Source organism: Pseudomaricurvus hydrocarbonicus, assembly GCF_011602365.1.
GTDB lineage: Bacteria > Pseudomonadota > Gammaproteobacteria > Pseudomonadales > Cellvibrionaceae > Pseudomaricurvus > Pseudomaricurvus hydrocarbonicus.
Map to the genome: position 1 here is coordinate 203,994 of NZ_JAAONZ010000004.1, position 26,510 is coordinate 230,503.

The 26,510-nt window shown below is 51.5% G+C and carries 28 protein-coding genes and 3 tRNA genes; 16 read left to right on the forward strand and 15 right to left on the reverse strand.

The window, feature by feature from the left end; genetic code table 11:
• Positions 1-3 precede the first annotated feature (3 nt).
• From modB to G8770_RS07525, 3 genes are all read right to left on the reverse strand, one after another.
• Positions 4-699 (reverse strand): molybdate ABC transporter permease subunit, encoded by a 696-nt coding sequence (gene modB / locus G8770_RS07515; protein WP_167184191.1) that lies wholly within the window; start codon positions 697-699, stop codon positions 4-6.
• Between the two features lie 148 nt (positions 700-847).
• A complete protein-coding gene (locus G8770_RS07520) occupies positions 848-1,843 on the reverse strand; it encodes a TIGR01777 family oxidoreductase (protein ID WP_167184194.1) in 996 nt (331 codons plus the stop codon).
• Positions 1,844-2,063: 220 nt separating this feature from the next.
• Positions 2,064-3,155, reverse strand: a complete 1,092-nt coding sequence (locus G8770_RS07525) for a coiled-coil domain-containing protein (RefSeq protein ID WP_167184197.1) — start codon at positions 3,153-3,155, stop codon at positions 2,064-2,066.
• Positions 3,156-3,533: 378 nt separating this feature from the next.
• Here G8770_RS07525 and G8770_RS07530 point away from each other — a divergent pair, with 378 nt between their 5' ends.
• The 4 genes from G8770_RS07530 (at position 3,534) to glpK (ending at position 6,355) form a co-directional block, all read left to right on the forward strand.
• A complete protein-coding gene (locus G8770_RS07530) occupies positions 3,534-3,968 on the forward strand; it encodes a universal stress protein (RefSeq protein WP_167184200.1) in 435 nt (144 codons plus the stop codon).
• A 2-nt stretch (positions 3,969-3,970) separates the two neighbouring features.
• Positions 3,971-4,174 carry a hypothetical protein gene (locus G8770_RS07535; protein ID WP_167184203.1) on the forward strand — a complete coding sequence of 68 codons (204 nt, stop codon included), beginning with the start codon at positions 3,971-3,973 and terminating at the stop codon, positions 4,172-4,174.
• Between the two features lie 28 nt (positions 4,175-4,202).
• Entirely contained in the window at positions 4,203-4,595 is a 393-nt protein-coding gene (locus G8770_RS07540) for an HPF/RaiA family ribosome-associated protein (protein ID WP_167184206.1), read from the forward strand.
• Positions 4,596-4,870: 275 nt separating this feature from the next.
• The gene (gene glpK / locus G8770_RS07545; RefSeq protein ID WP_167184209.1) at positions 4,871-6,355 is read left to right on the forward strand and encodes a glycerol kinase GlpK; all 1,485 of its coding nucleotides are present in this window, start codon (positions 4,871-4,873) and stop codon (positions 6,353-6,355) included.
• 251 nt (positions 6,356-6,606) lie between these two features.
• Here the strand turns inward: glpK and G8770_RS07550 are convergent.
• The 3 genes from G8770_RS07550 to G8770_RS07560 form a co-directional block, all read right to left on the reverse strand.
• Positions 6,607-6,682: transfer RNA gene (locus tag G8770_RS07550), tRNA-His, on the reverse strand.
• A 59-nt stretch (positions 6,683-6,741) separates the two neighbouring features.
• A tRNA-Arg gene (locus G8770_RS07555) sits at positions 6,742-6,818 on the reverse strand.
• A 72-nt stretch (positions 6,819-6,890) separates the two neighbouring features.
• Positions 6,891-6,967 (reverse strand) — tRNA-Pro (locus tag G8770_RS07560).
• A 333-nt stretch (positions 6,968-7,300) separates the two neighbouring features.
• Between G8770_RS07560 and folD the strand changes: the two genes are divergently transcribed.
• The 4 genes from folD (at position 7,301) to G8770_RS07580 (ending at position 10,957) form a co-directional block, all read left to right on the forward strand.
• A complete protein-coding gene (gene folD / locus G8770_RS07565; protein ID WP_167184212.1) occupies positions 7,301-8,146 on the forward strand; it encodes a bifunctional methylenetetrahydrofolate dehydrogenase/methenyltetrahydrofolate cyclohydrolase FolD in 846 nt (281 codons plus the stop codon).
• Positions 8,147-8,330: 184 nt separating this feature from the next.
• On the forward strand, positions 8,331-9,125 hold the full coding sequence (truC, locus tag G8770_RS07570) for a tRNA pseudouridine(65) synthase TruC (protein WP_167184215.1): 795 nt from the start codon (positions 8,331-8,333) through the stop codon (positions 9,123-9,125).
• Positions 9,126-9,193: 68 nt separating this feature from the next.
• Positions 9,194-9,889, forward strand: coding sequence for a 16S rRNA pseudouridine(516) synthase RsuA (gene rsuA / locus G8770_RS07575; RefSeq protein ID WP_167184217.1), 696 nt, complete (start codon positions 9,194-9,196; stop codon positions 9,887-9,889).
• Between the two features lie 21 nt (positions 9,890-9,910).
• A complete protein-coding gene (locus G8770_RS07580) occupies positions 9,911-10,957 on the forward strand; it encodes a class I SAM-dependent methyltransferase (RefSeq protein WP_167184219.1) in 1,047 nt (348 codons plus the stop codon).
• A gap of 227 nt (positions 10,958-11,184) precedes the next feature.
• Here G8770_RS07580 and amrS read toward each other — a convergent pair whose 3' ends face one another.
• Entirely contained in the window at positions 11,185-12,267 is a 1,083-nt protein-coding gene (amrS, locus tag G8770_RS07585; protein ID WP_167184221.1) for an AmmeMemoRadiSam system radical SAM enzyme, read from the reverse strand.
• An 81-nt stretch (positions 12,268-12,348) separates the two neighbouring features.
• Here amrS and amrB point away from each other — a divergent pair, with 81 nt between their 5' ends.
• Positions 12,349-13,866, forward strand: a complete 1,518-nt coding sequence (gene amrB, locus G8770_RS07590) for an AmmeMemoRadiSam system protein B (protein ID WP_167184223.1) — start codon at positions 12,349-12,351, stop codon at positions 13,864-13,866.
• 42 nt (positions 13,867-13,908) lie between these two features.
• Here the strand turns inward: amrB and G8770_RS07595 are convergent, their stop codons facing one another.
• Positions 13,909-14,721, reverse strand: a complete 813-nt coding sequence (locus G8770_RS07595; RefSeq protein WP_167184225.1) for a spermidine synthase — start codon at positions 14,719-14,721, stop codon at positions 13,909-13,911.
• A 92-nt stretch (positions 14,722-14,813) separates the two neighbouring features.
• On the reverse strand, positions 14,814-15,404 hold the full coding sequence (locus G8770_RS07600) for a DNA-J related domain-containing protein (protein ID WP_167184228.1): 591 nt from the start codon (positions 15,402-15,404) through the stop codon (positions 14,814-14,816).
• A gap of 295 nt (positions 15,405-15,699) precedes the next feature.
• Here G8770_RS07600 and ppnP point away from each other — a divergent pair, with 295 nt between their 5' ends.
• Positions 15,700-15,981: a pyrimidine/purine nucleoside phosphorylase gene (gene ppnP / locus G8770_RS07605; protein ID WP_167184230.1), complete on the forward strand. Its 282-nt coding sequence runs from the start codon at positions 15,700-15,702 to the stop codon at positions 15,979-15,981.
• A 122-nt stretch (positions 15,982-16,103) separates the two neighbouring features.
• On the opposite strand, the gene G8770_RS07610 is transcribed toward ppnP, so the two are convergent.
• Entirely contained in the window at positions 16,104-16,781 is a 678-nt protein-coding gene (locus G8770_RS07610; protein WP_167184232.1) for a TIGR01621 family pseudouridine synthase, read from the reverse strand.
• Between the two features lie 109 nt (positions 16,782-16,890).
• Here G8770_RS07610 and G8770_RS07615 point away from each other — a divergent pair, with 109 nt between their 5' ends.
• From G8770_RS07615 to G8770_RS07625, 3 genes are all read left to right on the forward strand, one after another.
• Positions 16,891-17,157, forward strand: a complete 267-nt coding sequence (locus tag G8770_RS07615; RefSeq protein WP_167184234.1) for a hypothetical protein — start codon at positions 16,891-16,893, stop codon at positions 17,155-17,157.
• A 749-nt stretch (positions 17,158-17,906) separates the two neighbouring features.
• Entirely contained in the window at positions 17,907-18,404 is a 498-nt protein-coding gene (locus tag G8770_RS07620) for an acyltransferase (protein WP_279537115.1), read from the forward strand.
• A gap of 217 nt (positions 18,405-18,621) precedes the next feature.
• On the forward strand, positions 18,622-19,587 hold the full coding sequence (locus G8770_RS07625) for an NAD(P)H-dependent flavin oxidoreductase (protein ID WP_167184238.1): 966 nt from the start codon (positions 18,622-18,624) through the stop codon (positions 19,585-19,587).
• Between the two features lie 98 nt (positions 19,588-19,685).
• On the opposite strand, the gene G8770_RS07630 is transcribed toward G8770_RS07625, so the two are convergent.
• From G8770_RS07630 to G8770_RS07640, 3 genes are all read right to left on the reverse strand, one after another.
• A complete protein-coding gene (locus G8770_RS07630) occupies positions 19,686-20,453 on the reverse strand; it encodes a hypothetical protein (protein WP_167184239.1) in 768 nt (255 codons plus the stop codon).
• 23 nt (positions 20,454-20,476) lie between these two features.
• Entirely contained in the window at positions 20,477-20,962 is a 486-nt protein-coding gene (locus G8770_RS07635; RefSeq protein WP_167184241.1) for a hypothetical protein, read from the reverse strand.
• Between the two features lie 97 nt (positions 20,963-21,059).
• Positions 21,060-22,079, reverse strand: a complete 1,020-nt coding sequence (locus G8770_RS07640; protein WP_167184243.1) for a nucleoid-associated protein — start codon at positions 22,077-22,079, stop codon at positions 21,060-21,062.
• A 282-nt stretch (positions 22,080-22,361) separates the two neighbouring features.
• On the opposite strand from G8770_RS07640, the gene G8770_RS07645 reads away from it, so the two are divergent.
• Entirely contained in the window at positions 22,362-22,859 is a 498-nt protein-coding gene (locus tag G8770_RS07645) for a DUF3806 domain-containing protein (RefSeq protein ID WP_167184246.1), read from the forward strand.
• A gap of 90 nt (positions 22,860-22,949) precedes the next feature.
• Here the strand turns inward: G8770_RS07645 and G8770_RS07650 are convergent, their stop codons facing one another.
• Complete coding sequence (locus tag G8770_RS07650) at positions 22,950-23,210, reverse strand: hypothetical protein (RefSeq protein WP_167184249.1); 261 nt, start codon at positions 23,208-23,210, stop codon at positions 22,950-22,952.
• A 223-nt stretch (positions 23,211-23,433) separates the two neighbouring features.
• Entirely contained in the window at positions 23,434-23,718 is a 285-nt protein-coding gene (locus G8770_RS07655) for a hypothetical protein (RefSeq protein ID WP_167184252.1), read from the reverse strand.
• A 312-nt stretch (positions 23,719-24,030) separates the two neighbouring features.
• Here G8770_RS07655 and G8770_RS07660 point away from each other — a divergent pair, with 312 nt between their 5' ends.
• Positions 24,031-24,978 carry an AAA family ATPase gene (locus G8770_RS07660; protein WP_167184255.1) on the forward strand — a complete coding sequence of 316 codons (948 nt, stop codon included), beginning with the start codon at positions 24,031-24,033 and terminating at the stop codon, positions 24,976-24,978.
• Positions 24,979-25,046: 68 nt separating this feature from the next.
• Positions 25,047-26,453 (forward strand): vWA domain-containing protein, encoded by a 1,407-nt coding sequence (locus tag G8770_RS07665; RefSeq protein ID WP_167184258.1) that lies wholly within the window; start codon positions 25,047-25,049, stop codon positions 26,451-26,453.
• Positions 26,454-26,510 lie beyond the last annotated feature (57 nt).

Sequence of the window (26,510 nt, forward strand, 5' to 3'; positions counted from 1 at the left end):
CTATCAAACTCCATGGCCAACTTTAAACGGTGAGCTCTTTCCCTGATAGCGATACAGTACCAATAAAACACTGAAGGAAAAAACGACCATAGCGGCAGACAGCCAATGCGCCTGAGTGTATTCCAGGGCTTCCACGTGATCATAAATCTGGACAGAGACAAGGCGGGTTTCTCCGGGGATATTGCCACCGATCATCAGCACTAAACCAAATTCCCCCACGGTATGGGCAAACCCCAAAACAGCTGCCGTTACAAATCCAGGTCTGGACATTGGCAACACCACCGAGAAAAAACGGTCGCAAGGCCCTGCGCCCAGGGTAGCGGCAACTTCCAGGGGGCGATCCCCCAATGACATCATGGCATTTTGTAGCGGCTGAACCACAAAGGGCAAGGAGTAAACCATGGACGCTATCACCAAGCCCCAGAACGTAAACGCCAAACCTCCCAACCCCATCATTTGGGTCAATTGTCCAAGCCAGCCCTGCGGCCCCATGGCCAGCAGAAAATAAAACCCCAGTACGGTCGGCGGCAGCACCAATGGCAAAGCGACTACTGCAGCCACCGGGCCGCGCAACCAGGAATTTGTGCGGGCAAGCCACCAGGCAATAGGTGTTCCTATGACCAGTAACAATACGGTCACGGTGAATGCCAACCGAAGAGTCAGACCAATGGCCACCCAATCCGCGTCAGTAAAACCCATACGCTCCAGCACTCACAGTTAAGTTTCGATGTTATAAGAAACTTTGATTATGCCACAAATAATCATGACAAAAGAATGCCCTGCTCCCGGCGTAACGCGCCCACAGGCCAGGCGGAGCCGATTTGCCCGGTCGAGCTGGCGCAGTGCGCTAGGCGACTCCGCCCAACGCCTCCCCCAGAGCCAGATTTAACGTGGGGTAGGTAAACTCAAACCCGCTGCGGACAATATTCTCCGGCATTACTCGCTGGCCGCTCAGCAGCAATTCCTCCCCCATCTGACCAAACAACAACTTAACGATCGGCTCTGGCATTGGCAGCCTTGCCGCACGGCCAACCTGCTCAGCAAACAGCTGGGTAAATTCAGCATTGGTGACAGGGTTAGGCGAGGTGGCGTTAAAAGGTCCCTGCAGAGTGGTATGCTCCAACAAAAAAATCAGTAAATCGACCAAATCCTGGCGGTGAATCCAGCTCATCCACTGCCTTCCGGAACCCAGCCTTCCGCCCAACCCCATCTGAAATGGCTTTTTCAGGCGGCTGACAATTCCCCCATCGGCGCCAATCACAACTCCAATTCGGGCGCAACAAAGAACGGCTCCAAGCTGCTGAAAGCCTTCTGCCGCCAGCTCCCAATCCCGACAGAGTGAATGAGCAAAACCCGGGTGACAACGCCCTTCTTCATTGAGCATTTCATCACCGTGGGATCCGTAGTAACCGACCGCAGAACCGGAAACTACCCGTGAAGGCGCCTGCCCCGCTTCTCGGTAATAGCCGACCAGTGCTTCAGTGACATTAATACGACTGCGGTACAATCGCCTCTTTCTTGTCGCACTCCAGCGCTTGTCGGCAATACCTTCGCCTGCGAGGTTGACGATCAATGAGGGAAGTGTCTCGGGCAACTCTTCAAGATGGCTGATGTAATTCGCGCCCGCCACTGATCTCATGCCGCCACCGGCTTGACGACTCAGCACCCAGCAGGAATACCCCTTGCTCAGTAGGGCTCGCACCAGCTCCGGGCCAATAAACCCCGTGCCTCCGGTGATGAGGATATTGGCTTTGGTGTCTGAAGCGAGTATAGGCTTTGACGTAGCCCCCGGCTCACTCATGGCTGCCGAGGATGTTCCTGAAGCTTCTGGGCTAGAGTGCATAAGGCCTCCTGCTGTGATTCATTCAGTGTAGCAGGAGCCCCGAGGGCCTCATCCGAACTCGGCAGCTTCTGCATTTCATCAATAATTAAATTAGATAAATCAAGGGGTTGCAGTAATGTTGTGACGACAGTGAGGGTGCAAGGGCTGGGCAAACGGAGTTTCATCAGGAGGGAAAACTGCCGGAACTGAATCCGGCAGTCGCATTCAAACAGTCTGAAGACTAATTGATGGCATCAAGCAGGGATTTTTTAAACATAACCAGTCGTGGACGTGACAGGCGTTTGGCGTCGTAGATAAAGACGTATTCTGCACCATTATCGGAAGCGGGAATGGTACGGCGGAACTTGTGCTTACCAACCTGAAAAATCTGACGCCCATTCTGGACTACCGTATCAACCCGGTATTGGTCCTTACCCAAAAACTCAAACTGTTCGGTCTCTACTTTGTTGCCACCGAGCGTCAAACGCTTGTAAGTAGGACGGCCGTGATTGGAGTCAGTCAAAAGATCTTCCAGTCGGGCGATTTCTTTCTGGGCATATTCCAGCGCTTCCCGATCCAGCGTACTTAACTCACTCTGATCAATTGTGTCTGGCGACTCATCCGCCGCTGCTGCGATAGATTCTGTCGGCACCTGAACCGCTGGCTGACTGACTGGGCTTGGAGACGTCGGCTTGTTCAGGCTGGCTTCAACCGCCTTGCGACTCGATTCTGCCAGACGTTTTTCTTCAAGCATGCGGCGCTGCGCTTCAGCCTTGGCCTGTTCTGCCTGAGCCAAACGTCTGGAGGCATCGGCTTTTACCTTCTGCACAAGCTTTTCCTGAGCAGTGATGCGCTTCTGACCTTCCGTTACCTGTTTGGATAACTGCTCTTTTTTGGCGGTGAGCTCAGCAATATTATTTTCAACGCGCTCCAGGCGTTTGGTGCGAGTGCGAACTCCCCGCTCAGACATCTTAAGAGCGTGCTCGGTCAAATTCATATTGCGAAGATTATCTTCTGAATTATCTTTTAGTAAAGCGGCCTTGGCCGTCGCGTACTCAGACTGGGCCTTTGACAGTTCCTGCTCTGCGGATTGCAGGTCTTTTTGAGCTCGTTCTAACTTGTACTCATATCCAAACAATTCATTGTCGACATCTTCCAATTCAGAAGAACGGTTTTCAAAAGCTTGATAATAACGATCCAGTTTGTCTTCTTCTTGGCTGGGTGAAAGCGCAAAAGTGAACTGGGTACTACCGAGGATTAGGGCTGAAAGAGCTAGCTTCTTAAATATCATGGTCCGTACATCTTGAGGTGTTGATGGCTTGAAAGGTTGCATCCTAAGTAAAGGATGGCCTGTAGAACGGGCGTTTCGAGTATGTTTCACTCTACCGAGCATGGCGCATAAATACAAGTAATCAGGTCTCCCGAACACTGAAAACCCCCTAAATTTAAGGCCTTAGACCACACTTCGCTCAAAAAACAGGTCACATATCAGCCACTATGCCCTTTGTTGCATCAACGAAGAAAAATCCCAAAACTTGCTCCGGTGTTGCTAACCTTTTTCATAAGGAAAAGCACCACCACAACCCGCACAAAAAAGGGTGTCAAAAAGAAAATTTAGGCGCCAAGCCCGGCAGATTGATGTGCGACTGCAGTTTTGCTCGACAACGTCACGAGCGTGAAGTTGAAACATGAATTCCAGAAGGAACAAAATGTGAACTATTACAAAAACATACTGTGCGCTATAGATCTGGACGCCAACAGTGTAAAAATCATACAGACCGCCCTGGCGGTTACGGGCAACGACCCCGCCATCATCCATGTTGTTCACACCTGCGAGCACCCCATTACTGGCTATGGTGAACTGACGGGCAGCAACCACCAGATCACGGAAACCCAGATACGCCAAAAAACCTACCCGGAATTATGCGCCGTGCTGGAAAAGGTGAATATTCCCAAAGGCCAAGGACATATTATCTTCGGGCCACCCGCCGAAGGTGTGCACAAATTAGCCAAAGAACTAAATTGTGACCTGATTGTTGTCGGCAGTCATGGCAAGTCAGGACTGAGATTGCTCTTCGGCTCGACATCAAACAGTGTGCTTCACGGCGCACAGTGCGATGTTTTGACCGTAAGAATTGAGGATTAGCAATGACTGAAACAGCGCGTAAAGCGCCTAAGAAAGGGGGTTCTGGATCAACTGATCAGATCAATCTAGCACGGCTTTTTCGGATCACCAAGCGTTTTACATCAATTAACGTCTTTATTTCACGCTTCACTTTTTATTACAAAAAAACACTTGAAATTAAAACTGTCGGAGGCAATATAAATTTCAAAGGTGGCCACCTTAGCTAGAACCCTTCAAGATTTACAGGAGCTACTTATGCAAAACATGAATAATGTCGTTTATCGTGACCTGGATGAATCTCAAGCACTGACAAGCACTATCGATAAAAAGCTCAAAAAACTGAATCGGATTTCTACTCAGATCCACAGCAGCCGTGTTGTGCTGGACTCTCCTCATCAGCACAAGAACAAAGGCAAGATGTTTCGGGCTCAGATAGAATTGGGTGTTAAAGGTAATTCATTCACGCTGCATCAAGACGACCCATCCATTCATGTTGCTGTACGGGATCTTTTCAAAGCTGCAGAGCGCAAGTTGAAGGAAGTTTCTGCCAAACAGGCCGCCACAAAAGAAACCATCAGAACGGCACCACTAGAAAGAACGCCTTTGCTGGAAGAGGAAATGGAGTATCAAGGTAACGACCTCCACTGATTTTGCAAACGGTTTATTAACGCCACTACCGCGAACAACAGAGTAGTCCAAGTGCAAGCAGCTGACACCCTTACACACTGAGCGTCTAGCCCCAGGGTGTCAGCTTTCTCTTTCACCGCGTTCAACGCAGAACCGGTCTTATAACCACTGAACCAGCTCAACATCATCTGCACCTTAAACGCTACCGCGATTTTCTCTACCAACGCCGTCCCCCTCTTCTTTTTAATTGGTTAAGCCTGTGCCAAACTGCTGCTATACAGCGAGGGAAAGCACTCATGGCAAAATACATTCTTTCTATTGATCAGGGCACAACCAGCTCGCGAGCCATCATTTTTAATGAGCGCGGTCTGCCCTTATGGCAGGCGCAACAAGAATTTGAGCAGCAATACCCTGCCGACGGCTGGGTTGAACACGATCCGGAAACCATTTGGTCTAGCACCCTCAGTGTCTGCGAAAAAGCCATTCAAAAATCCCGCCTGCCCGCCTCGGCCATCAACTGCATCGGCATCACCAACCAGCGTGAAACCACCATAGTCTGGGACAAAGATACCGGCACGCCGGTGTATAATGCGATTGTCTGGCAGGACCGGCGCACCGCCGAAACCTGCCAGCAACTGCGCGACAGCGGTTGCGAAAAGTCTATCGCCGAAAAAACCGGATTACTCATTGATCCTTATTTTTCCGGCACCAAAATACAGTGGATTCTGCAAAATGTGGACGGCGCAAGAGCCAAAGCCGAGGCCGGTAGATTGTTGTTCGGCACCGTTGACAGCTTCCTGCTATGGCGACTCAGCGGCGGCAAAGTTCATAAAACCGATGCGACCAACGCATCGCGCACGATGCTGTTTAATATCCACACGCAACAGTGGGACAAAGAGCTTCTGGCATTGCTCTCAATACCGGAAACCATGCTCCCCGAAGTGTGTGACTGCAGCACTGACTTCGGCATGACCACGCCTGATTTATTCGGAAAGTCGTTGCCAATTACCGGTATTGCCGGCGACCAGCAGGCAGCGCTGTTTGGGCAGGCCTGCTTTGAGCCCGGAATGGCCAAAAGCACCTACGGTACGGGCTGCTTTTTGATCTTGAATACCGGCACCACAGCCATCAGCTCCGACAACCGACTGCTGACTACGGTGGGTTATCGATTAAATGGGCAGGTCACCTACGCCATCGAAGGCAGTATTTTCATTGCCGGAGCAGCCGTTCAGTGGTTGCGTGATGGATTGCAGCTGATTGATGACGCCTCGCAAACAGAGGCGCTCGCCGAAGCTGCCGATAAAACATCGAACGTTTATCTGGTACCGGCATTCACTGGGCTGGGGGCTCCCTATTGGGACCCGCATGCCCGGGGGGCGATTATGGGGTTGACTCGCGACACCGGCATTCAGGAAATTGTCGCCGCAGGCCTGCAATCCGTTTGCTACCAAACCCGGGATTTACTGGAGGCCATGGCGGCGGACGGGGCCGTACTTCCGTCAACCCTCAGAGTGGACGGCGGCATGGTAATCAACAACTGGTTGATACAGTTTTTGGCCAACCTGCTTGATTCCGCGGTGGAGCGCCCGGAAATTACGGAAACCACAGCCCTGGGTGCCGCCTACCTCGCCGGGCTACACACCGGTGTCTTTGAATCCACTCAACAAATTCAAACGATGTGGGCCTGCGACCAACACTTCGCACCCCAAATGAGCAAAACGGAACGGCAACACCTCTACAGCGGCTGGCTGGATGCGGTGCGCCGGGTCACCAACCATTGATCCGGGTCGGCTCTTGAGTCCCGTCAGCCAGCTGTCGCAGGATTCCAGAGTCACTCCGGCCTATCGGCCAAAGCGCAGCGGGCACGCTACAGATGCCCGCAGACGGGCGCTGCACGCGCATCGACAAGCACTTGGGAAGCCCAATTCAAAGAAAGAGGCCGGTCGACAGGGGCCTGAGCAGAGGAACATGTGAAAATTCACGGAGAGATAACGAAAAAATCCCGCAAATCGATGACTTGCGGGATTTTAAATGGGGTGGACGATGGGACTTGAACCCACGACGACCGGAATCACAATCCGGGGCTCTACCAACTGAGCTACGCCCACCATTGAACTTTTCTGTTGCGGTAATGCTAACTACCCAACAAAGTCTGCCTGCGCGAAGATGGCGCACCCGGCAGGATTCGAACCTGCGACCATCCGCTTAGAAGGCGGATGCTCTATCCAACTGAGCTACGGGCGCACTGTGTATTGCCAATGGGCAATTTGGGTGAGCCCTAGACTCAAAGCCTTCCTAGGCTCGAACATGAAATAGTGGTCGGAGTGGAGGGATTCGAACCCCCGACCCTCTGGTCCCAAACCAGATGCGCTACCAAGCTGCGCTACACTCCGACTGATCTTTAGTGGCTGTTGCCTCTGAAGTGGTGCGCATATTACCCATGCTCCCCTACTCCGTCAACGGCTTTTTGAAAAAAATGTTCAACAATTGCAGTAACTTAGACAGACCTTTTCAGTGACCGCCTGCAGCGGGTTGTTCTTTAGTCTAGCCGGTCTTTAAATCAGCAACTTGGCCGTAATTTTTCCCACTACCGGCCACCGAGACGAATGTCCATGCATATCAAGCACATAATGGACTATATATTGGACAATCAGACCGCTTGTGGGAGAATAGCGGTCTTTATATACCACTCTTCACTTCATCAATCTTAACGAATGAGACCCCCAATGTCTGCACTGGTAATGGACGGTAAAGCCCTCGCTCAAAAAACTGAACAAGAGCTCTCCACCCGCGTCACAGCACTGAAAGCAAAAAGTAACGGCCAAACCCCGATTCTGGCGACCATTTTGGTCGGTGGCGATCCGGCCTCAGCCACCTATGTGAAAATGAAAGGGAATGCCTGTACCCGCATTGGAATGGACTCTCTTAAGGTAGAAATGTCGGAAGCAACCACCACCGAGCAGCTGTTGGCTAAAATTGACGAGTTGAACAACAATCCCAATGTGCACGGCATTCTGTTACAGCACCCGGTTCCTGAGCAGATTGACGAACGTGCGTGTTTTGACGCCATTGCTCTTGAAAAGGATGTCGACGGCGTCACCTGCCTGGGCTTTGGTCGCATGAGCATGGGTGAAGAGGCCTATGGCTGCGCAACCCCCAAAGGCATTATGCGCCTGCTGGAAGCCTACAACATTGATATCGCCGGCAAGCACGCCGTCGTTGTCGGCCGCAGCCCTATACTGGGTAAACCTATGGCAATGATGCTGCTGGGCGCCAACGCCACCGTGACTATCTGTCATTCCCGCACCCAGGGCCTTGAGGCTCACATCAGACAAGCGGATATCGTTGTCGGTGCTGTCGGCAAACCTGAATTCATCAAGGCCGACTGGATTAAAGATGGTGCCGTTGTGGTTGATGCCGGTTATCACCCAGGTGGCGTTGGCGACATTGAGCTGGAACCGCTGAAAGAGCGCGTAGCGGCTTATACACCTGTGCCTGGAGGCGTGGGCCCGATGACTATTAATACCCTGATTTATCAATCTGTTGATTCCGGCGAAAAGAAAATCCTTTAAGGCGCTGACCGCCGAGGTAGTGAGAGGCCGCTCTCACTACCGGCACGGCACAGTCACCCGCTCGTCAAACAGCCTCCCAGAGCTTAACCCGCCTGCCTTGCGTTTAAACCGGCTTGTCTTGGGCATTCAGTTTGTTTTGGGCTTAATCGGCTTGTTTTGGACTTAATCGGTAAGGAGCTTTACCTTGTCAGCTGCGGAAACCCTTCCGGTCATTTATCAGGATGAACACCTGATCGCCATCAACAAGCCTTCGGGACTGCTGGTCCATCGCAGCGAAATTGACCGTCACGAAACCCGCTTTGCGCTGCAAATCATCAGAGATCAGATTGGGCAGAGGGTCTACCCGGTTCACCGGCTCGACAAGCCTACATCCGGTGTCTTGGTGTTTGCCTTGAATCCCGACGCCGCCAGAAGCATCAGCTCGGCGATCGAAACAAAGTGCATTCGCAAAACGTACCACGCGGTGGTGCGTGGTTACGCCCCCGAGAACGGTCATATTGACCACGCCCTTAAAGAAGAGCTCGACAAATACACCGATAAAAAAGCCAAGCACGATAAAGCGCCACAAAGTGCTCAGACGAATTTCCGTCGCCTGGCCACCATTGAGCTTCCGGTCGAAATTGAGCATTACCCGCAGAGCCGTTATTCTCTGGTTGAATGCCAACCGCTTACCGGCCGCAAGCACCAGATTCGGCGTCACATGAAGCACATCAATCACCCTGTTATTGGGGACGCCAAACACGGGCGAGGACGGCACAACCGTTACTTTAAGAGCGAATTGAACGCAGGGCGCCTGTTGCTCCATGCCAGCCAAATGCAGCTGCCCCATCCGGTATCAGGCGCACTCCTGAGCCTGAGCGCTGCGCCAGACGATGCGTTCCTCCAGTTGCTGGAGCGCTTTGACTGGTTGGGCGCTTTTTCTGACGCCACGGATGAATTACCAGCCTGGGCTAATACCACGACCGATGACATCCCTTAAGCGCCGCCAGCAATTCAACACTCTGACACTGCGGCCCCACACCGAGAATACACAGGATTAGAAACACCATGCGTTTAGACAAGTACATTAGCCACGTCAGTGACCTGTCGCGTAAGGAAGTTAAACGCCTCCTTCGCGCAGGTTTTGTCACCGTTGATGGTGAGGTCGTCAAAGATCCCTCTTTATACGTTACGGAATCGATGCAAGTCTGTGTTGACGATGAACCACTGGAAGCCCCCCGCCCCCGTTATTTTATGCTGCATAAACCTCAGGGCTATGTGTGTGTGACCAAAGATCGTGACCACCCCACCGTCATGGAATTGATTGACGAGCCCAACAAGGACAAATTACAAATTGCCGGCCGACTGGATATTGACACCACCGGCCTGGTTCTAATTACGGACGATGGCAAGTGGAATCACGCCATTACCTCGCCCAAACGCGAGTGCAAAAAAACCTACCACGTTACCCTTGCCAGTGATATCAGCGAGGATACCGGCGAAAAATTTTCCAATGGGGTGAAACTGGATGGGGAGCTTAAACTCACGCTGCCGGCAGAGCTCGACATCCTCTTTTCAAACGAAGCCCGCCTGACCATTTCAGAAGGCAAATATCATCAGGTGAAGCGTATGTTTGCCGCTGTTGGCAACCGGGTGGAAGAGTTACACCGAGAAAAAGTGGGCGACATTGTGCTGGATGCGGATCTGGACCCTGGTGATTACCGGGAGCTGACCCGCGAAGAAGTTTTAAGCGTGAAGGTTTAACACAGGATATTTCAAAAAAACATGTCTGATGCCAGCTTTCAGTTATTACTGCCTTATTTGGAAAACACACATAACCACACGCTGTGGATAGCGGACGAGAATGTGCTGCACTCCGGACAAGCTGTTACCCCGCACGAAGACCTGGACGTGATCACAAACCGCTATGATGTTTATCGCCAGTGCCTAAAACAATCACTGCAGACTCGGTTCAGCGATTACGATTTGAGTTACCTCCCCGACAACAGCGTTGACACAGTGGTCTATCGGGTCTCAAAAGAGAAGCCTGTCGTCCACCACATTATCAATGAAGCCTTCCGAACCTTAAAAGCCGGAGGAAACCTTGTCATCAGCGGCGAAAAAAGCGATGGCACAAAATCCTATATCGAGAAAGCCGGCAAATTATTCGGTCAAAAGATACCCGCAAGGAAAAGTGGCAACAGTTATCTGGGGGTCATTCTCAAAACCTCCCGGAACGATGTACCCCAGCGCCTTGATGACAAGGAGTATCCACGCATTCGAGAAATCCACACCTCTCTGGAGACGCCCACTCTCAGCAAACCTGGACTTTTCGGGTGGGACAAAGAAGATCAGGGCAGTCGCTTGTTAATGGATACAGCCAGCCACTACTTTCAAAATCACACTCCCCCCCAGTCCATCCTGGATCTCGGCTGCGGCTACGGTTATCTGACACTGAGGAGTGCGTCCTGGCCACAGGTAAAGTATCGCTGTGCAACGGACAACAATGCGGCAGCCATAGCCTGCGCTACCGAGAATTTCAACCGGGCTCAAATGGCCGTGGTCGTCATTGCGGATGATTGTGCGTCAGGCATCAATGAAAAGTTTGACTGCATTCTCTGCAATCCTCCTTTTCACCAGGGGTTTTCAGTGGACTCGTCACTGACCGACAAATTTTTGCGCAACAGCTCTGAGCGACTGTCGAGCCAGGGCATCGCGCTGTTTGTGGTCAATCAGTTCATTGGTCTCGAAAAGAAAGCCAAAGGCTATTTTTCTCGCGTGGAAACCTTGACCCGCGACCAACAATTTAAAGTCATCGCCCTTACTCGATAGCCCGATAGCCCGATAGCCCGATAGCCCGATTGCCCGATTGCCCGATTGCCCGATTGCCCGATTGAATCGCATCAGACAACGCGCCACCACGCCAAGCCAGACAACACCACACAAAACCACGCTATTGAAGCCGGAAACGCCGCCTCATTTCGTGGGTCAGAGTGAACCGGCTTTGCTGGCGTACCTGACAATGGCGCCCCTCGGGCATCAGCACGGCGGACAGCCGCTTAAGACAGAATGCGGACCGGCTGTCTTCTCGCCCCCCAATGGCCTGGCTCAGCTTCAAATACACCGGGGACAGTGGCACCACAATACTCACAACGCCCCCCCTGTAAATGCCACTCGCCCAGCTGGTACCAATCCCTTTCTATCAACAGCGCCTGGCAGGAAGGGCAATAGCTGCTACCGCCAACACGATCATGAACATTGCCACAGTAAACAAAATTCAACCCCTTTGAGCGGGCAATTGTTCGCGCGCGGCTTAAGGTGGAGGCTGGTGTCGAAAGCGTATTCAGCATTTTCCAATCGGGGTGGAACGCCGTGAAATGCAGCGGGACATCCCGACCAAGGCGGTCAGCAATCCACTCGGTCATGGCGTGCAGCTCGGAATCGCTGTCATTTTCCCCAGGAATTAACAGGGTGGTGATTTCAAACCAAACGTGAGTTTCGTGATAAAGGTATTCCAGCGTCTCCAGCACTGGCTGCAAATGCGCACCACACACTTTGTGATAAAAGGATTCCGTAAACGCTTTAAGGTCGATATTGGCCGCATCCATCACAGCAAAAAAATCTTGCCGGGGTTGCTCGCAAATATAGCCAGCACTGACCGCTACGCTTTTGATGTCGTACTCATGAGCTGCCTGGGCGACATCAACGGCGTACTCAAGAAACGTGACCGGGTCGTTATAAGTAAAAGCCAAACTGCGACAGCCCAGGGCTTTTGCGGTTTGAGCCAAGGTTTCAGGAGATGCTGCATCCGCCAGAGTATCCATTTCGCGAGATTTGGTCATATCCCAATTTTGACAAAACTTACAGGCCAGATTACACCCCGCAGTGCCAAAAGAAAGGACAGATGTACCCGGTAAAAAATGATTGAGCGGTTTTTTTTCAATGGGGTCAACGCAAAAACCACTTGATCGCCCATAACTAAACAGAACAACCTGGCCGTTTTCGCAACCCCGCAAATAACAAAGTCCGCGCTGGCCTTCCCGCAATTTACAGAAACGGGGGCACAAATCACACTGTACCCGCTCACTGTCCAGGGAATGCCAATAGCGTGTTGGAAAAGTGGAGCTTAAATCCTCAGACACCGTCTCTCACCCTACTGATTGCTCAATGATCTTCTATAATTATGGTAAATTTTGATCATTCTGCTGCAGAGAAGTTATACCATGCCATCTCTCCACCCCACCAGGCGACCGGCTGCGGTAGCTGGTAGCTTTTACCCCGCACAAGCAGAGCGATTGCGAGCATCCATCAATGAGCTTTTGGCGAGTGCCAAAGCCCGAAATAAAAACTATCACTTCGGCGCCAACCCTCAGGCCTTGATCGTACCCCATGCTGGCTATATCTATTCAGGCAAAACGGCCGCGTCCGCTTACGCCAGCTTGCCGAGCCCGCACTTGATCCGACGGGTATTGCTGTTAGGCCCCTCGCATCGAGTGGGCTTTCACGGTATTGCCTCACCTGCCTGTGATTCTTTTGAAACGCCATTGGGCGAAGTCGCGATCGATACAAGAACACTCTACCTTCTTAAACAACAGCAACTGGTCAAAGATCACCGGGAGGCACATCGCTGGGAACACTGCCTTGAGGTTCAGCTTCCCTACTTGCAAGAAACCTTGGGTCATTTCGAATTGATTCCCCTACTGATTGGAGATGCTCCGCCACAACACATCGCGCAAGTCGTCGACGATGTCATTGCAGAGTATCAGCAGCAAGGGTTTAATACCGGAGAACTTCTCATCATCATCAGTTCGGATTTGAGTCATTACCACGAATACCAGGTAGCCAACCAAAAAGACCAACGCACCTCTTTTGCTATTTGCCAGCACAGCCACTCTCTAAAAGGTGATGAAGCTTGTGGGTGTCGGGCCATCAATGGTTTCATGATGAGTCAACTGGCAGCCAATTTAACCGTTGAGTGCATAGACCTCTGTAACTCAGGTGACACCTGTGGCAACAAGGATCGAGTGGTTGGTTATGGCGCGTTCACATTCACGTACAAACCGGCGGATGGGCTTACCCCCTCAAAACGCAACTCCCGCGCTAAAGCCGATACCTCCCAAGACACTCTTAGAAACACAGAACCACCTTTACCCGACAGTGACTCCGAGCCGCTTTTGGCAAACGAGGATAAAAAGATTTTACTGGCGACCGCCAGGTCCGCCATTGGCAACCGGTTAAACCCTGACATTGGCCTTATTCCAGCCCCAGACTCTCTCACACTTCGCGAAATACGCAGCTGCTTTGTTTCGTTGCATAAACACGGAAAACTCAGAGGTTGCATGGGCGCGCTGAGAGGCTACCAGCCCCTGTATCTGGACGTTATCGAACACGCCCAGGCGGCCGCTTTTCGGGATTATCGGTATCACCCTGTCAATGAAGATGAATTGATTGATCTCGATATTGAAATTTCTATTCTTTCTATTGAGACACCTATCCAGTTTTCTTCTGAACGGCAGCTGCTCAGTCAGATCAACGTGGGGGTCGACGGTCTTACGATCGAAACAGGCTCACACCATGCCACCTTTCTTCCCTCAGTCTGGACACAATTGCACACAGCCGAAGAGTTTTTATTGCACTTGAAACAAAAAGCGGGACTCACCGTTGGGGCCTGGCCGACAGACATAAAAGCCTGGCGCTATAGCACCGTGCAGTTTTCAGAAAAAGAGGGCTTACGATCATAGCCCCCCAACCTCCCGCCTTAACGACGCTGCGGGAGCCAGGAGTCATCGGACACGTCTGAGTTGGTAGTTTAATTTGCAGGTTGTTCTGGACTCGTCCAGTTCTTTGAACTGGCGCAGGTTTTCCAGGAACTCATGTCGAGGCGTGGGCTGTTGAGTGAACAAGGCAATGCAGTTTGAATACAACGGCGTGGATAATTGATAAACCTGTTGCCACCAATCAGCGGGGAGATGGTCATTGGTTGCTGGGGACTTTTTGCTCAGGGCTTTTGGGTCGGCAGCGTGTTCAGCCAACCAAAAACAGCGCTGCATAAGTTCAGGGGTATCAAAATTGATGGCCACTGAGCCTGAATCCATAAGGTGTTTTTTTAACAGTGCACACCAGGCTTCATCTGCGGCAACCGCCCTGCAGGGTTCGCCCCCCTCCTCACCAAACAAATCGTCAATGATCAAATCAAAGGGTGGCCCTTGATACTGCTCCAGCCATTCAAGCGCGTCGGCACACACCAATTCAAACTCGTCACCCGTTACCTTGAAAAAACGCTTGGCCACCTGGATATGGACAGGATTCAGCTCAACACCCACAATCACTTCGGGTTGTAAAAAATATTGCAGTTGCTTCAATACCGCACCGCCCCCCACTCCCAGAACAAGCACTCTGTTGATCAAGCCTGGACGGTGAAAGAAAGCCGGCAGTAACAACAGATCCCAAACTGAGCCCGCGACAGGGCGGGACGGACTGTATTGACTGTGGAATACGCCATTGGTGTACAAGCGCCTGGTACGACCCGCATTGCGGACTTCATATTGAGTTGTTTTACCCGCGTGGGTAACTTGTTTCTGCCAAATCAGAGCCATAAAGGTATTGTCAAAGTCTTCGCTAAGGCTAACGACAGCTGAAGGGTAAAGTCTTCAGGTACTGTGTATGACGATAAGTCACTTTGAGTAAATCATCCATAGTAACGTTTCAGCACACCCAAAGCGTTATTTAACTCAGCCAGCTGCTCGTTACTGCCACCTCGATCCGGGTGCCAGGACATGGCCTTCTCACGATAGCGTCGTTTAATTTGTGGCATGGTCACCGGCTCCTGTAACTCCAATAAATACAGGGCATTTTGACGATCGTCCTGGCCGCCATAACGCCGCCAGAAACTTTTTAATAACTGATCTACAGAATCATCAGATGCCGATGTCAGGTTATCCCACGATAAATAATACGCTGTCAGCTTGCCGTTTTCCTCCGTCAACTCTTGTGAACCGCGTTGCTCTGTGTCATTGAGTGAATTGGCCGGTGTAAATACCGTGGACAATGTCGAAATTAACAGCCGCCCCACCCCTTTGACTTGAAATGACTGACGCAACTGGTACAGGGCATTCATCACCAAAAAGTGGGCCTGAAACAAACTCAGTGATTCACGGCCATAGTCAGCACAAAGGTACCCTTGTTCCACCAATTGCCTGATCAAAGCATGCTCAGTCCAGGTGAGCCCGGGGCTGGCGGTCAAAATATGTTCAATTGGTGTAATTAATGGATTTTCCAAGCTTTCATCTCCTCACGTCACGCACAGCTTATCAGAGACGCCCTTACCTGAGTACGCCAACTCAAAGTTGACGTACTGGTTGATTCGACCACCTCGCTATCAGGCTTGAAGCCACTGTCTGGTCAAGGTCTCTGGCTCTGCGTATAATTCCCGCCTCTTCGGCCAGCAGGTCTCAGGAAACGGCCAGCCCAGTGCTAAGTTTTGCGGGTTTTTGACGTTCCGGCTAAATTAACATGGGGTCGAGGAGACGCGCTCCACTCTTCTTTTACAGTCAACCACTTTTGAGGGTCACCCCATGTTCAAAACCAACCATTATTTTGATGGCAAAGTAACCTCCATCGCTTTCCAGACAGAGACCCTTCCAGCCACGGTGGGTGTGATGGCTCAAGGCGACTATGAGTTCGGTACCAGCCAGAAAGAATACATGACCGTTACCAGCGGCAGCTTAACCGTTAAACTGCCCGGTGCAGATAACTGGGTCACGTTCAAGCAAGGTGAGACCTTCACCGTGGAAGCGAACCAAACCTTCCAGGTAAAGGCGGATGTTGAGAGCGCTTATCTTTGCCTGTACGAATAAGCGGATCCCGTCAGTCGCACTGCCCAGTGCGACTGACATCGCTGGACAGGCATTATTCTGCGCTTCGGCAAGCTGGCAGCATTACCCCGTCGTTGGCGAGCAACATCGGTTGCAGGCCCGGATCAGACCCGTGGCCAGTCGAGGTGTTCTGGGGCTTGCCAGCGTGACAGTAGCTGGACGAAATCTGCTCCCAGGAAATGCTGTCCTTGCATTGGCAATGCGCGGTAAGTTACCCGCTGCCCCTCCCAGGGAAAACTCAGTTGCAAAGCGTGTAAATATCCCCTGTCGCTGTCGCTGCCACCGTACCGGGTATCCCCCAGTACAGGCGCGCCCAAAGAGCGCAGGGCGACCCTGAGCTGGTGGGTTTTTCCGGTATGCGGCTTCAATAAAAAAGCGCGAAGCCCCGCCCCCATGGCTGAACTGAAAAACTGGGTTATGGCCGGGTTGTTGTGCGAGGTCAAAAGCTTCCAGCTGCCGCGACGGCCTTTGTCCATATCTCCCTTGATTAAACCCTGCTTCTTTTTAGGCTTCCTATCGCTAATAGCCACATAATATTTATGCGCATCCCGTGATTGAAAACATTGTGACAACAGTTGGTTGGCCTGCGGTTGACAGGCCATCAGCAGAACGCCTGAGGTCATTTTATCCAGTCGATGCACTGGGTAGAGTTTTTCAAGGCCGAGCTCATCTGCGACCAATTCCAACAAGCCCGGCTGGTCGCAATCACGCTGCACAGTAATGCCTGGCGCCTTGTTGACGATGACAAAATCGCTGTTGTGCTCAATCAAGGAATAGTGCAAATGTTCCACTCTCAATAGGATTTATGGCACAAAGTTATTGCGCAAAGTGGCTCTATAATATATCCATAGAAACTGCAGAGAAACCATCTTCAAAAAATAAGGACATATTATGCAATACGATACCTTTGTGGAGCTACACGAACTGTTTCCCGTCGGACGCTACGCGCTGAACAGTTTTCAGCTGAGAGACCTGCTCCGCCACACGGGCTGTAAGGGCGTGGCAATCCGGGTGCTGCATATCGGGGTTGTGCACCTCGATCTTGATGATATTGCCGAAAGGCTCAAGCCTGAAAACCACCCGCGCCTCGATGGCATTAAGATAACCTGTCTCGATGGCATCATCATCATTGATGAACCGTCCCACACTGGCAAGTAGACTCGGTGTGTGATTTTTGATCACAATTGCAATCAAAGACACAAGGCTGCTCACTTTTTGCCCTGATCGGTTGCCGGTAATTCTGACTTAGCCCAGTTGGATGGATTTTAACTTCGGGGGGCTTCACTCTGAGACATCAAGCTATGAATGGCCCGGGGGATTGGGAGTAACCACCTATCTTTCGGGCCTTTTTGTAATTTCATTGCAAGGTGACAGCCTGTCCCTGTACTCCATCCACGCGCTGCTATACTGGTTTTAGGTGCCCGCGTTATCGACTCGTAATAAGGGGAATCCCCTCGAGTACTTTATCAAGTGCTCACTGCTTAGCGACGGCAGCGCTTATCTTTTTTGATACGTTGGCCTGATATGCGAGAAAGCAGACTTCTAAATCCAGTCGAGCGCGGGCACCACTTTCTACTACTTCCCTCACTACAACACATAACGGTTAACGGCTATTCTTATTAGACACCCCGTTGAGCGAGAGTGTTTCCACTAATGATGCCGGCCGTCGCTGGCACACCTGACGCTGCGCGCTCCCCCCTCTACAGCCTGGACGCCTGGAACACAGGCTCGCTCATCCGGAGCGTGATAAACTGCGGTTTTCAATTTTATGGGGGGCATCTTCAGTTATGGATCAATACCGCATACAACACAAACGACGCCTGAGCTATATGCCGTGGTTATATTATTCCTTGAAAGCAAAGCACCGGGAATGGGCAAGCCTTTGGCAGCGAGAAGTCCAAAAATCGTTGACGGAATTAGAGACCGTTGAACTGGGTGAGGATTGCTTTATTGCACCGGAGGCAAATTTATTCGCCGAGCCAGGCCGCACGATTGTCATTGGCGACCGAAGCCAGATTGCCGCCAACAGTTTTCTCCACGGCCCCATCAAGCTGGGTACCGCAGTCAGTATCAATCAATCGGTAACCATGGACGGTGGACGTGCGGGAATTCGTATTGGAGACAACACGCGCATTGCTGCACAAACTTGTATGTTTGCCTTCAATCACGGTATGGAGGTAGATCGCCTTATACAGGAGCAACCGGTCAGCTCCCGAGGCATTGAGATCGGGAGTGACGTCTGGATCGGCGCCAATGTCTGTATCGTTGACGGGGTCAGCATTGGCGACAAAGCCATTATTGGCATGGGCAGCGTCGTCACCAAAAACGTACCTGCGGGGGCAAAAGTCGCTGGCAATCCGGCCGCGATCATCGGATACCGCGGCCCTCAGGACGGTCATATTTGACAGCCAGTTGGTGATTTCTGCTAACTTGTTTGATAACAGGCCGTTTCTTTCTTTCACATATGGGCACCCCTTTTCTTCAGTGGTATCCTGACTTCATCCAGACTCCCGTCATTTCAGGACACCCTTTCCTTAACTTCGGGATACAGTTTCCTGACAACGGGTAGCTTGCACAGCCTCCATACACACCGACATAAGTCATCCAATCATAGGTAAAAAGATGTCCCTTCCCGAGCTTTTAAAAGGCCGATTAAGCATCCCGGCGGTGGCCTCCCCCATGTTTATTGTGTCCAACCCTACGATGGTCATTGAACAGTGCAAAGCGGGCGTAGTAGGTTCCTTCCCCTCCTTAAATGCTCGCGGTGAGGGTGAATTCGAAAAGTGGCTTATTCTGATTACAGAAGCACTCGACAGCTACAATGATGCCCACCCCGATAAGCCGGCAGCACCCTTTGCCGTCAATCAGATCGTGCATCGCTCCAACAACCGCCTGGAAGAAGACCTGGCCCTGTGTGTGAAGTACAAGGTACCTATCGTCATTACCTCGCTCGGAGCTCGCGAAGATGTTAATGCTGCCATTCACTCCTACGGTGGCATCACCCTACACGACGTCATTGACAACGCCTTCGCCAAAAAAGCCATTGCAAAAGGCGCTGATGGCCTGATTGCGGTTGCCACCGGCGCAGGGGGTCATGCGGGCACCCTGTCTCCTATCGCCCTGATTCAGGACATTCGCGAATGGTTCGATGGCCCGTTGCTGTTATCGGGTTGTATTGCCACGGGCGACGCTCTGCTGGCGGCTCAAGCCATGGGGGCCGATCTGGGCTATATTGGCTCAGCCTTTATCGCGACCCAGGAAGCGAATGCGGTCGATAACTATAAAAACATGATCGTTGACAGCGCCTCTGGCGATATTGTGTACAGTAATTTATTCACCGGCGTGCATGGCAACTACCTCAAGCCATCAATCGCCGCTGCCGGAATGGACCCGGACAACCTGCCTGAAAGCGACCCCTCCAAAATGAACTTTGGCTCCGGCGGTGATCAGGAGAGTAAAGCCTGGAAAGATATCTGGGGCTGTGGTCAGGGGATTGGCGCTGTACATAAGGTCCAGACCGTCGCTGAATTTGTGGAGCAATTGAAAATCCAGTACGTCGCAGCTAAAGAGCGGATTGGGACGCTGTAAAAATCTGTTGATGAACCCAAAAAGGCCCTGACGGGCCTTTTTTGTTCGCGGTGTGTTTTTGATGCCTCTTTAGCGATTGTGAAGCCGAAATGCCAACATTATTTACCGAAAAGAGACTTCAGTTGATCCAGTTTTTCAGCGTCTTCGTCACTGAGGTTTTCTTTGAGTTTGGACTCCGCCTCTTTTCTTGCCAGCGCCTTCAATTCTTTCTCGGCCGCCTTTTTGGCCTGGGCCAATATCGGAGTCAGGATCGCTTCCGCCATTTCCTCTGGGGTTAACCCCTTTTCCGGTGAACCAATGTTGGTCAAATTCACTGCGGGCATGGTCAGCGTTCTTTCACCCCATTGATCCGTTAGAATACGCATCTCTATGTTTTCGAGAGAAAACTTTTCAACCGCCAGGCGTATTTCTTTGCCCTCACTGGCTTCAGAGCTCGTTGAGGATGTCTGCCCAGCAGTGCCACTGTTGCTTTTGACGTTATTGAGAAGTTGCTGCAAATTCACATCCGTCAATTTTTGCTCTGCCAGCAGATGCGCATCAGTCACCAGGATCTCATTCAGGACGATGACGTCAGCGCTGGAGCGGTTTAAGTCTATGTCCAAAGCGACATTCCCCAGACTAAAAGCACTTGCCGCAGAAAAATTGGGCGGGTTAGCAATCGTCAGGCCGTGAAGTTCACCGCGCCCCTCTCGCCAGGTAACTTTGGCGCTATCCAACTGCACCTGAGTTCCCACCACCTCTGTGCCAGCCGTTTCTACCACTGACTTAACAATCGAATCGATGTTTTTGAACACCAGAAACATCGCTATGGCCACCACAACGATAATGGCCAGGACTACACCAGATATAATTTTAAACGCCTTCATTCAACTTCCTTATGGATTGTGGTTTAAATACGGTCAGTGCCATCGGGGGAGACCAACTGGTCCCCCGAGCTATGAGGGGCGCTATCGCCCCAGCCTGGCTGGGAATTGTCTGTCCCAGGCACGGGTTTATTATCCGGATCAGCCTCCCCATTGGGTTGGGATTGCCCATCATATGCATCAGGATCGGCAGTGTCGGACTGGGGATCCTCCAGGGCTTTTTTGGCTTCTTGCCGGGCTTTTTTCAGTTGCTCCTCTACGCTGCTCACCAGTGACTGCCAGCCATCCAGAATGGCATTGTTTGCCTCCCGAACAATACCATCGACACTGCTTTTATCCAACGTGGTAACTTTGCCATTGAGCCTGCTGACTTCCTGCTGCAGCTTAGCAATTTGCAACTGCAGTTCTTCGACCTGTGTTTGAGATATCTCCTGCCGTTGCTGTCGATCCACATACAGTCCAGCGACTGCGGCCAGCGTGATTACCACTAAAAGGAATGTTAACTTTTGCATCGCCCCCTCCCATTTTGATCAAAAATACAACAATCGCAAGGTGTACAGAAATACAAGCCAAGCAGCACTTAGCTCAAAAAGCCGGTACCTTTATATTTCATTCACCTTCAGTCAACTTTTGCATGTGCTTAATCAATCTTAGTTTAAGCGGTGCCGGTATGTTGCGAATCGTCAGACTATCGTCTTCCCTGTCATAAACGATGGTTTCGCCCAGGCACTCAGCCGCAAAGCTCATGCTCAGTAAGTCATTGCGTCCACTGATGCGGATATATTGTTTCAGTTGACGGCGATCCGGGATCAGTTGTGCGGGGGTGGCTTCTCCCTGTGACTGCCGGATAAATTGTTCAAACTTTTCTGGCGCCGCGTCATCCACATGTTCAGACAGTTCCCGAATCACCACCGGCTCACCCCGCTTGTCCTGTTCCAGGCAGTAGTCCACCACTTTATTTCGATACACCTGCACGTCCTCGTCTTTCAGAGTATCGCTGTAAGCAGAAACCACGTCCAGGAAGGCCGTCGTTTCTGAACTGATGTCGCGCTGATCCGCAAATCCAATCCAGCGCCAGAATTGATCGGTTAAATCTTTATCCCCCCGCGCCCTCAAAACGCTGAGGTAGCTGCCTCCCTCTTCCGACCGCCAGGCCGTCATATCCACCTTGGCACCGAGTAAAACACCACGCACGTCCAAAAAACGGGAAGTCTGTAAACTCAGATCGCCATCCAGGTAGACCCCTTCGTTATGCAACAACAAATACACATAGAGTGAGTCGGCGTCGGCCAGGGATTCAATCGCAAACAGAATATGACCGTCCAGGACCACATCAGTGTCACTCAATAATGACTGAAAGTGCTCTGTGGCTTTAACCGTAAAGCGCTCAAAGCTTAACCTTTCTTCACGAAACTCCCGCAACCACTGCGCCACAACCGATACAGACAGGTCGCTGTCGAACTGACCGTATTGCTTGCCGGCTTTGCCGACGTAGGAATGCTTCAACTCTCGAACCAACTCTTCAAGGTAACTGGTGGCGGGTAATGATTGTTCACGCAAGCTGGCTTCAACCGGGGCCTCGGTACCCGAACGGCGGATGGCGTGGGCAATACAATGAGTGAGAGGCATTTTTACTCCTGAGAACTGGATGGTGGAACGGGATCATACATTGAAAGCGACTTAATGCCGCATTATAAGCTGCCAGCACTGAAAACCCACGGTTGGATTAAACTTTTATGTCTGACCCCACTCTAACCCTCTTAATGACCAAGGCCAGAATTAATTTGTCTGCGAAGCTGCAAGTCTGTAATCCAGACTCTATAATGGCGCCACTGGAATACCGGGGCTGGCCGTATCATGGAGTATCAGACTCTGCCACCCCATCTCGTAACCCAATAGAGCACGACACCCATGAAGTTTTTTGCCTGTTTTTTGATCACCGCCTTGTTGAGCCCTGGCTTTGCTCTGGCTCAGTCCGTAGCCATCAGCGATCTGAACTGGCTGCAACGCAATAACCATGAGAAACAGGTTCAACAAATCGACGAACTCGCCCGCATCAACCTGGGCATGCAAGTAAACGGGACCAAAGCTGACCTGCAGCTGTTGCAAAGAATCATCTACCGGGGGTTAATTGCCAAGGATGATCACCTGGCTCAACAGGCCCTCGGGGCCGTGCTGGGTGATGTGATGGTCAATGAAATGGGGCTGGAGTGGAAGATCTACGAAGATAAGCTGGGCTTCAGCCGTGCCGCGTGTGCACCGGGCACTCAGGAATGCCTGTTCCCGATAACTATGCTGTCCCGCCGAATGGCCGTCGGCATTCTGCCCAACGTTGAAGAGCTGTATCAGGAAACCCACGAAATGATTGCACCGCTGCTTCCGAAAAACCCTTACGATGTCATTGAATAGTCTACATTGAACCCGGGAGTAAAGTTCGCATCCCTGCAGTCGACCCTGACTAAGATTGACCGGCTTTGATCAGGGTTTTACCGTCACAGCTCACCGGTTTTGCGGGCAATAAATAGTGACCAAGTTTGCGGGCAATAAATAGTGACCAAGATCACGGGAAAGCTGATCCCTTGCGACGGTAACAGCACTGCGCAGCCCGGATTGGTCAGTGACCCCCATCTGCTGACGCTGCCGTGACACCTGCTCCACCCTCTGGCTCAGGGTTTTGCCACGCTCTTTTCCCTGCCCAAACAACAACGCTATCCAGCCATCAACACACAGGAAATAGTCCGCCTCCGAGAGCTCTGACACAGCACCGAATGCGTGATGGAGCCCCAATAGCGTCTTCTCGCCGGGTGCCCTGAGAGCGGCCGGTACAGTATGTGTCAGGAGGTAGTCATGGGGAAACCGGATGAGCCAAAACAGATAACAACCGGCTCCCCAAAGTATGATCAAGGGCCACACGCAGATTAAGATGATGGCTTGCAACATTCGACTGCGACCGTGCTCAGACCAAGGCATACGCTCCAAAAATTCAGGCCAGACTATCCGCTGCACGCCCATCAGACGCCGCCACAATGCCCGTCGCCGCAGCCTTTGCAACAACAAATAACACCGCTGTTCCTTTTCGGTCAACAAAGTCCCTTGCTCCACTTGTTACACCTGCTATTGCACCGTTTACGCCTGCTGCGACACCCGTTGTTAAAATTGTAGTTAAAAACGTAGTTAAAACCACAACTAAAACCACAGTTAAAACCACAGCTAAAACCACAGCTAAAACCACAGCTAAAACCACCGTTAACACCAGAGTTGAAACCATGCTTTCAACCCTATTTAACCGTTGTGGTAACGGCTGTTAAACGCTAGCCAAGTCTGTCGTTACGCGTATCGGGAAGGCCGTACTTCATCGGTAGTGACATGTTGCTGTTACACGTCTGCGCTGCACCCCGCGAATTCAGCGTGAAGAAGACCCGATACATTCCTGTGGCGTTTACCGGCCTGATGCGAAACTGAGTGCCCCGAAAGCATTTAACTAGCAAAAATCACGCCTGAATACAGCGGTGAAGGATTTCTGACTTTCGCCACAAAAAGCAGTAGGATATGACCATCAATATCTATAAGGAATCCGGCTTTGTTGATTAAGCATCAGGATAAAATCGGCTCGGCAGAAACCATTCGCAAAAACTTTGAAAGTCTTGGCTATATTTGCAGCGAATCCATCGCCACGGCGGTCTTTTTGGCCTGTCAATTACAAAAGCCAATTTTAGTTGAAGGCCCTCCGGGTGTCGGCAAAACCGAACTTGCGAAAAAAACTGCGCAATACCTCTCCTCCCCCCTCATTCGTATGCAATGCTATGAAGGGCTGGATGAGGCTAAAGCTCTCTACGAATGGAAATACGGCAAGCAATTGCTGTACACCCAACTGCTTAAAGACCAGCTGGGCGACGTCATGCGGGGTGCCAAAGGCCTGGATGAATCCGTCGAACGCCTGCATCAATTTGGGGATATTTTTTACTCGGAAGAATTTCTGGAAACCCGCCCCTTGCTGCAGGCTTTGCGCGAAGAAGACGGAGCCATTCTGCTGATTGACGAGATTGATAAGGCGGATCAGGAGTTTGAAGCGTTTTTACTGGAGCTGCTCTCTGATTATCAGGTATCCATTCCTGAGATTGGCACCATAAAAGCGCGCTCGCGCCCGATTGTCATCTTGACCAGCAACAACACCCGCGAGCTGGGTGACGCCCTGAAACGACGCTGCCTGCACCTGTACATCCCCTTCCCGGACCCCAAACTTGAGCAGGACATAATCGCCTCACAAGTGCCCGAGATGGAACAAGCGCTGCGCAAGCAAGTGGTGGGATTTGTGAATCAGCTGCGTCAGATGGCCTTGAAAAAATTACCGGCCGTCAGTGAAAGTATTGACTGGGCCCGGGCTTTGCTGTTGCTGAATGTGGAGAATCTGGACCGGCAGTGGATCGAGAACACCCTCAATCTGCTGTTAAAGTTTCAGGAAGACATCGAAGTGGTTGAACCTGAAATCAATCAACTGCTGCAAAAAATGCGTCAGTCTAAAAGTTAAGCTGTGGCGATGTTATTTGCCTGCAATTTTACACCAAGACCGGTGTGAGACAGGGTTAATTCAGGTTTATGCAACAGATCATCGGTAATTTTATACAGGCATTGCGTCATCATGGTTTGCCGGTCTCCCCGGCGGAAACTCTGGACGCGCTACGAGCGGTGCAGCTCATTGGGCTGCAAAACCCTCAGCGGCTGAAGGCGGCACTGGGCATGACTCTCGCCAAAAACCTGTCGCATCAACAGCAATTTGAGGACCTGTTTGAGCAGTTTTTCCAATTAAACCAAGGGTTGTTAGACCAGACCTCGACACAGGCGCTACCCTCAGCACCTGAGGCTGTAACCTCCGACGCAGATCAACCGGACTCGCCAACCCGTAATTCAGCGTTGTCACAGCCACAGGACACGCCTGATCAAGAAGCGGTCAAGTCGCCACTGGCCAAGCTGTTGCTGGACGACAATCAAACCGCCCTGCAAATGGCCATAGCCAGCGGTGGCGAATCCTCCGGCGCCAGTGAAATGCGACTGTTCACCCAAAAAGCCCAAGTCAGCTACCGCATCCTGCAGCAGTTGGGAGACCGCCAGTTGACCCAGGAGCTCTCCGAGCTGGCCACCGACGAACATCAGCTGAATCTGGTCGAAGACCTCAAGCAACGGCGTCAACGTTTGCTGGAACAGATTCAGGATTATGTCGAGCAGCAATACCTCCTCTACAGTCAGAAAGCAGGACAACAGTTGCGGGAGTCCAACCTCCAAAAGATCAAACTCACGAACATTGACCACAGCTACCTGCACCAGATGACCAAGCTGGTTCAAAAAACGGCCAAGCAACTGGCCTCCATGCACAGTCGGCGCCGTCGCTTGAGTAAACGCGGCCTGCTCGATGTGAAAAAAACCATCGCCGCCAACGCCGCCTACGATGGCTTTATGTTCCACACCAAATGGAAATCTACCCGAGTCGAACGCCCCAAGGTCATGGTGCTGTGCGATGTCAGCGGTTCCGTGAGTCGGGTGGCTCGCTTTTTACTGTTGTTTCTGTACAGCCTGCAGGATGTCTTGCCGCGGGTCAGGTCGTTTGTATTTGCCTCCAATCTGGGAGAAGTCACGGAAGAATTTACTCAACTGGATTTGAACAACGCCATAGCCCAAATCATGGATCAGTGGGCCAACCGTCCCACAGATTACGGTCGGGCACTGGTGGATTTTAAACAGCTGGCACTGAAAGACATCGACAACAAAACCACCGTGATCATGTTAGGTGACGCGCGAAATAACAACAGCGAGAGCCAGGCCGGTATCTGGCGAGAAGTCTATCAACGCAGCCAGCGAGTCCTGTGGTTGAACCCGGAAGGCCGCTACAGCTGGAACAGTGGCGATTCGATCATGAATGAGTACGCCCCTTTTTGTTCACGAGTGGAACCTTGCAACTCCCTCAGGGACTTATCCCGCATACTGGGGTCTTTGCTCAAGCACAGTTAAAGTATTTTAATTAAAGCAATCTATTAGAATACAACCCTATTTGATTGATATATAAGG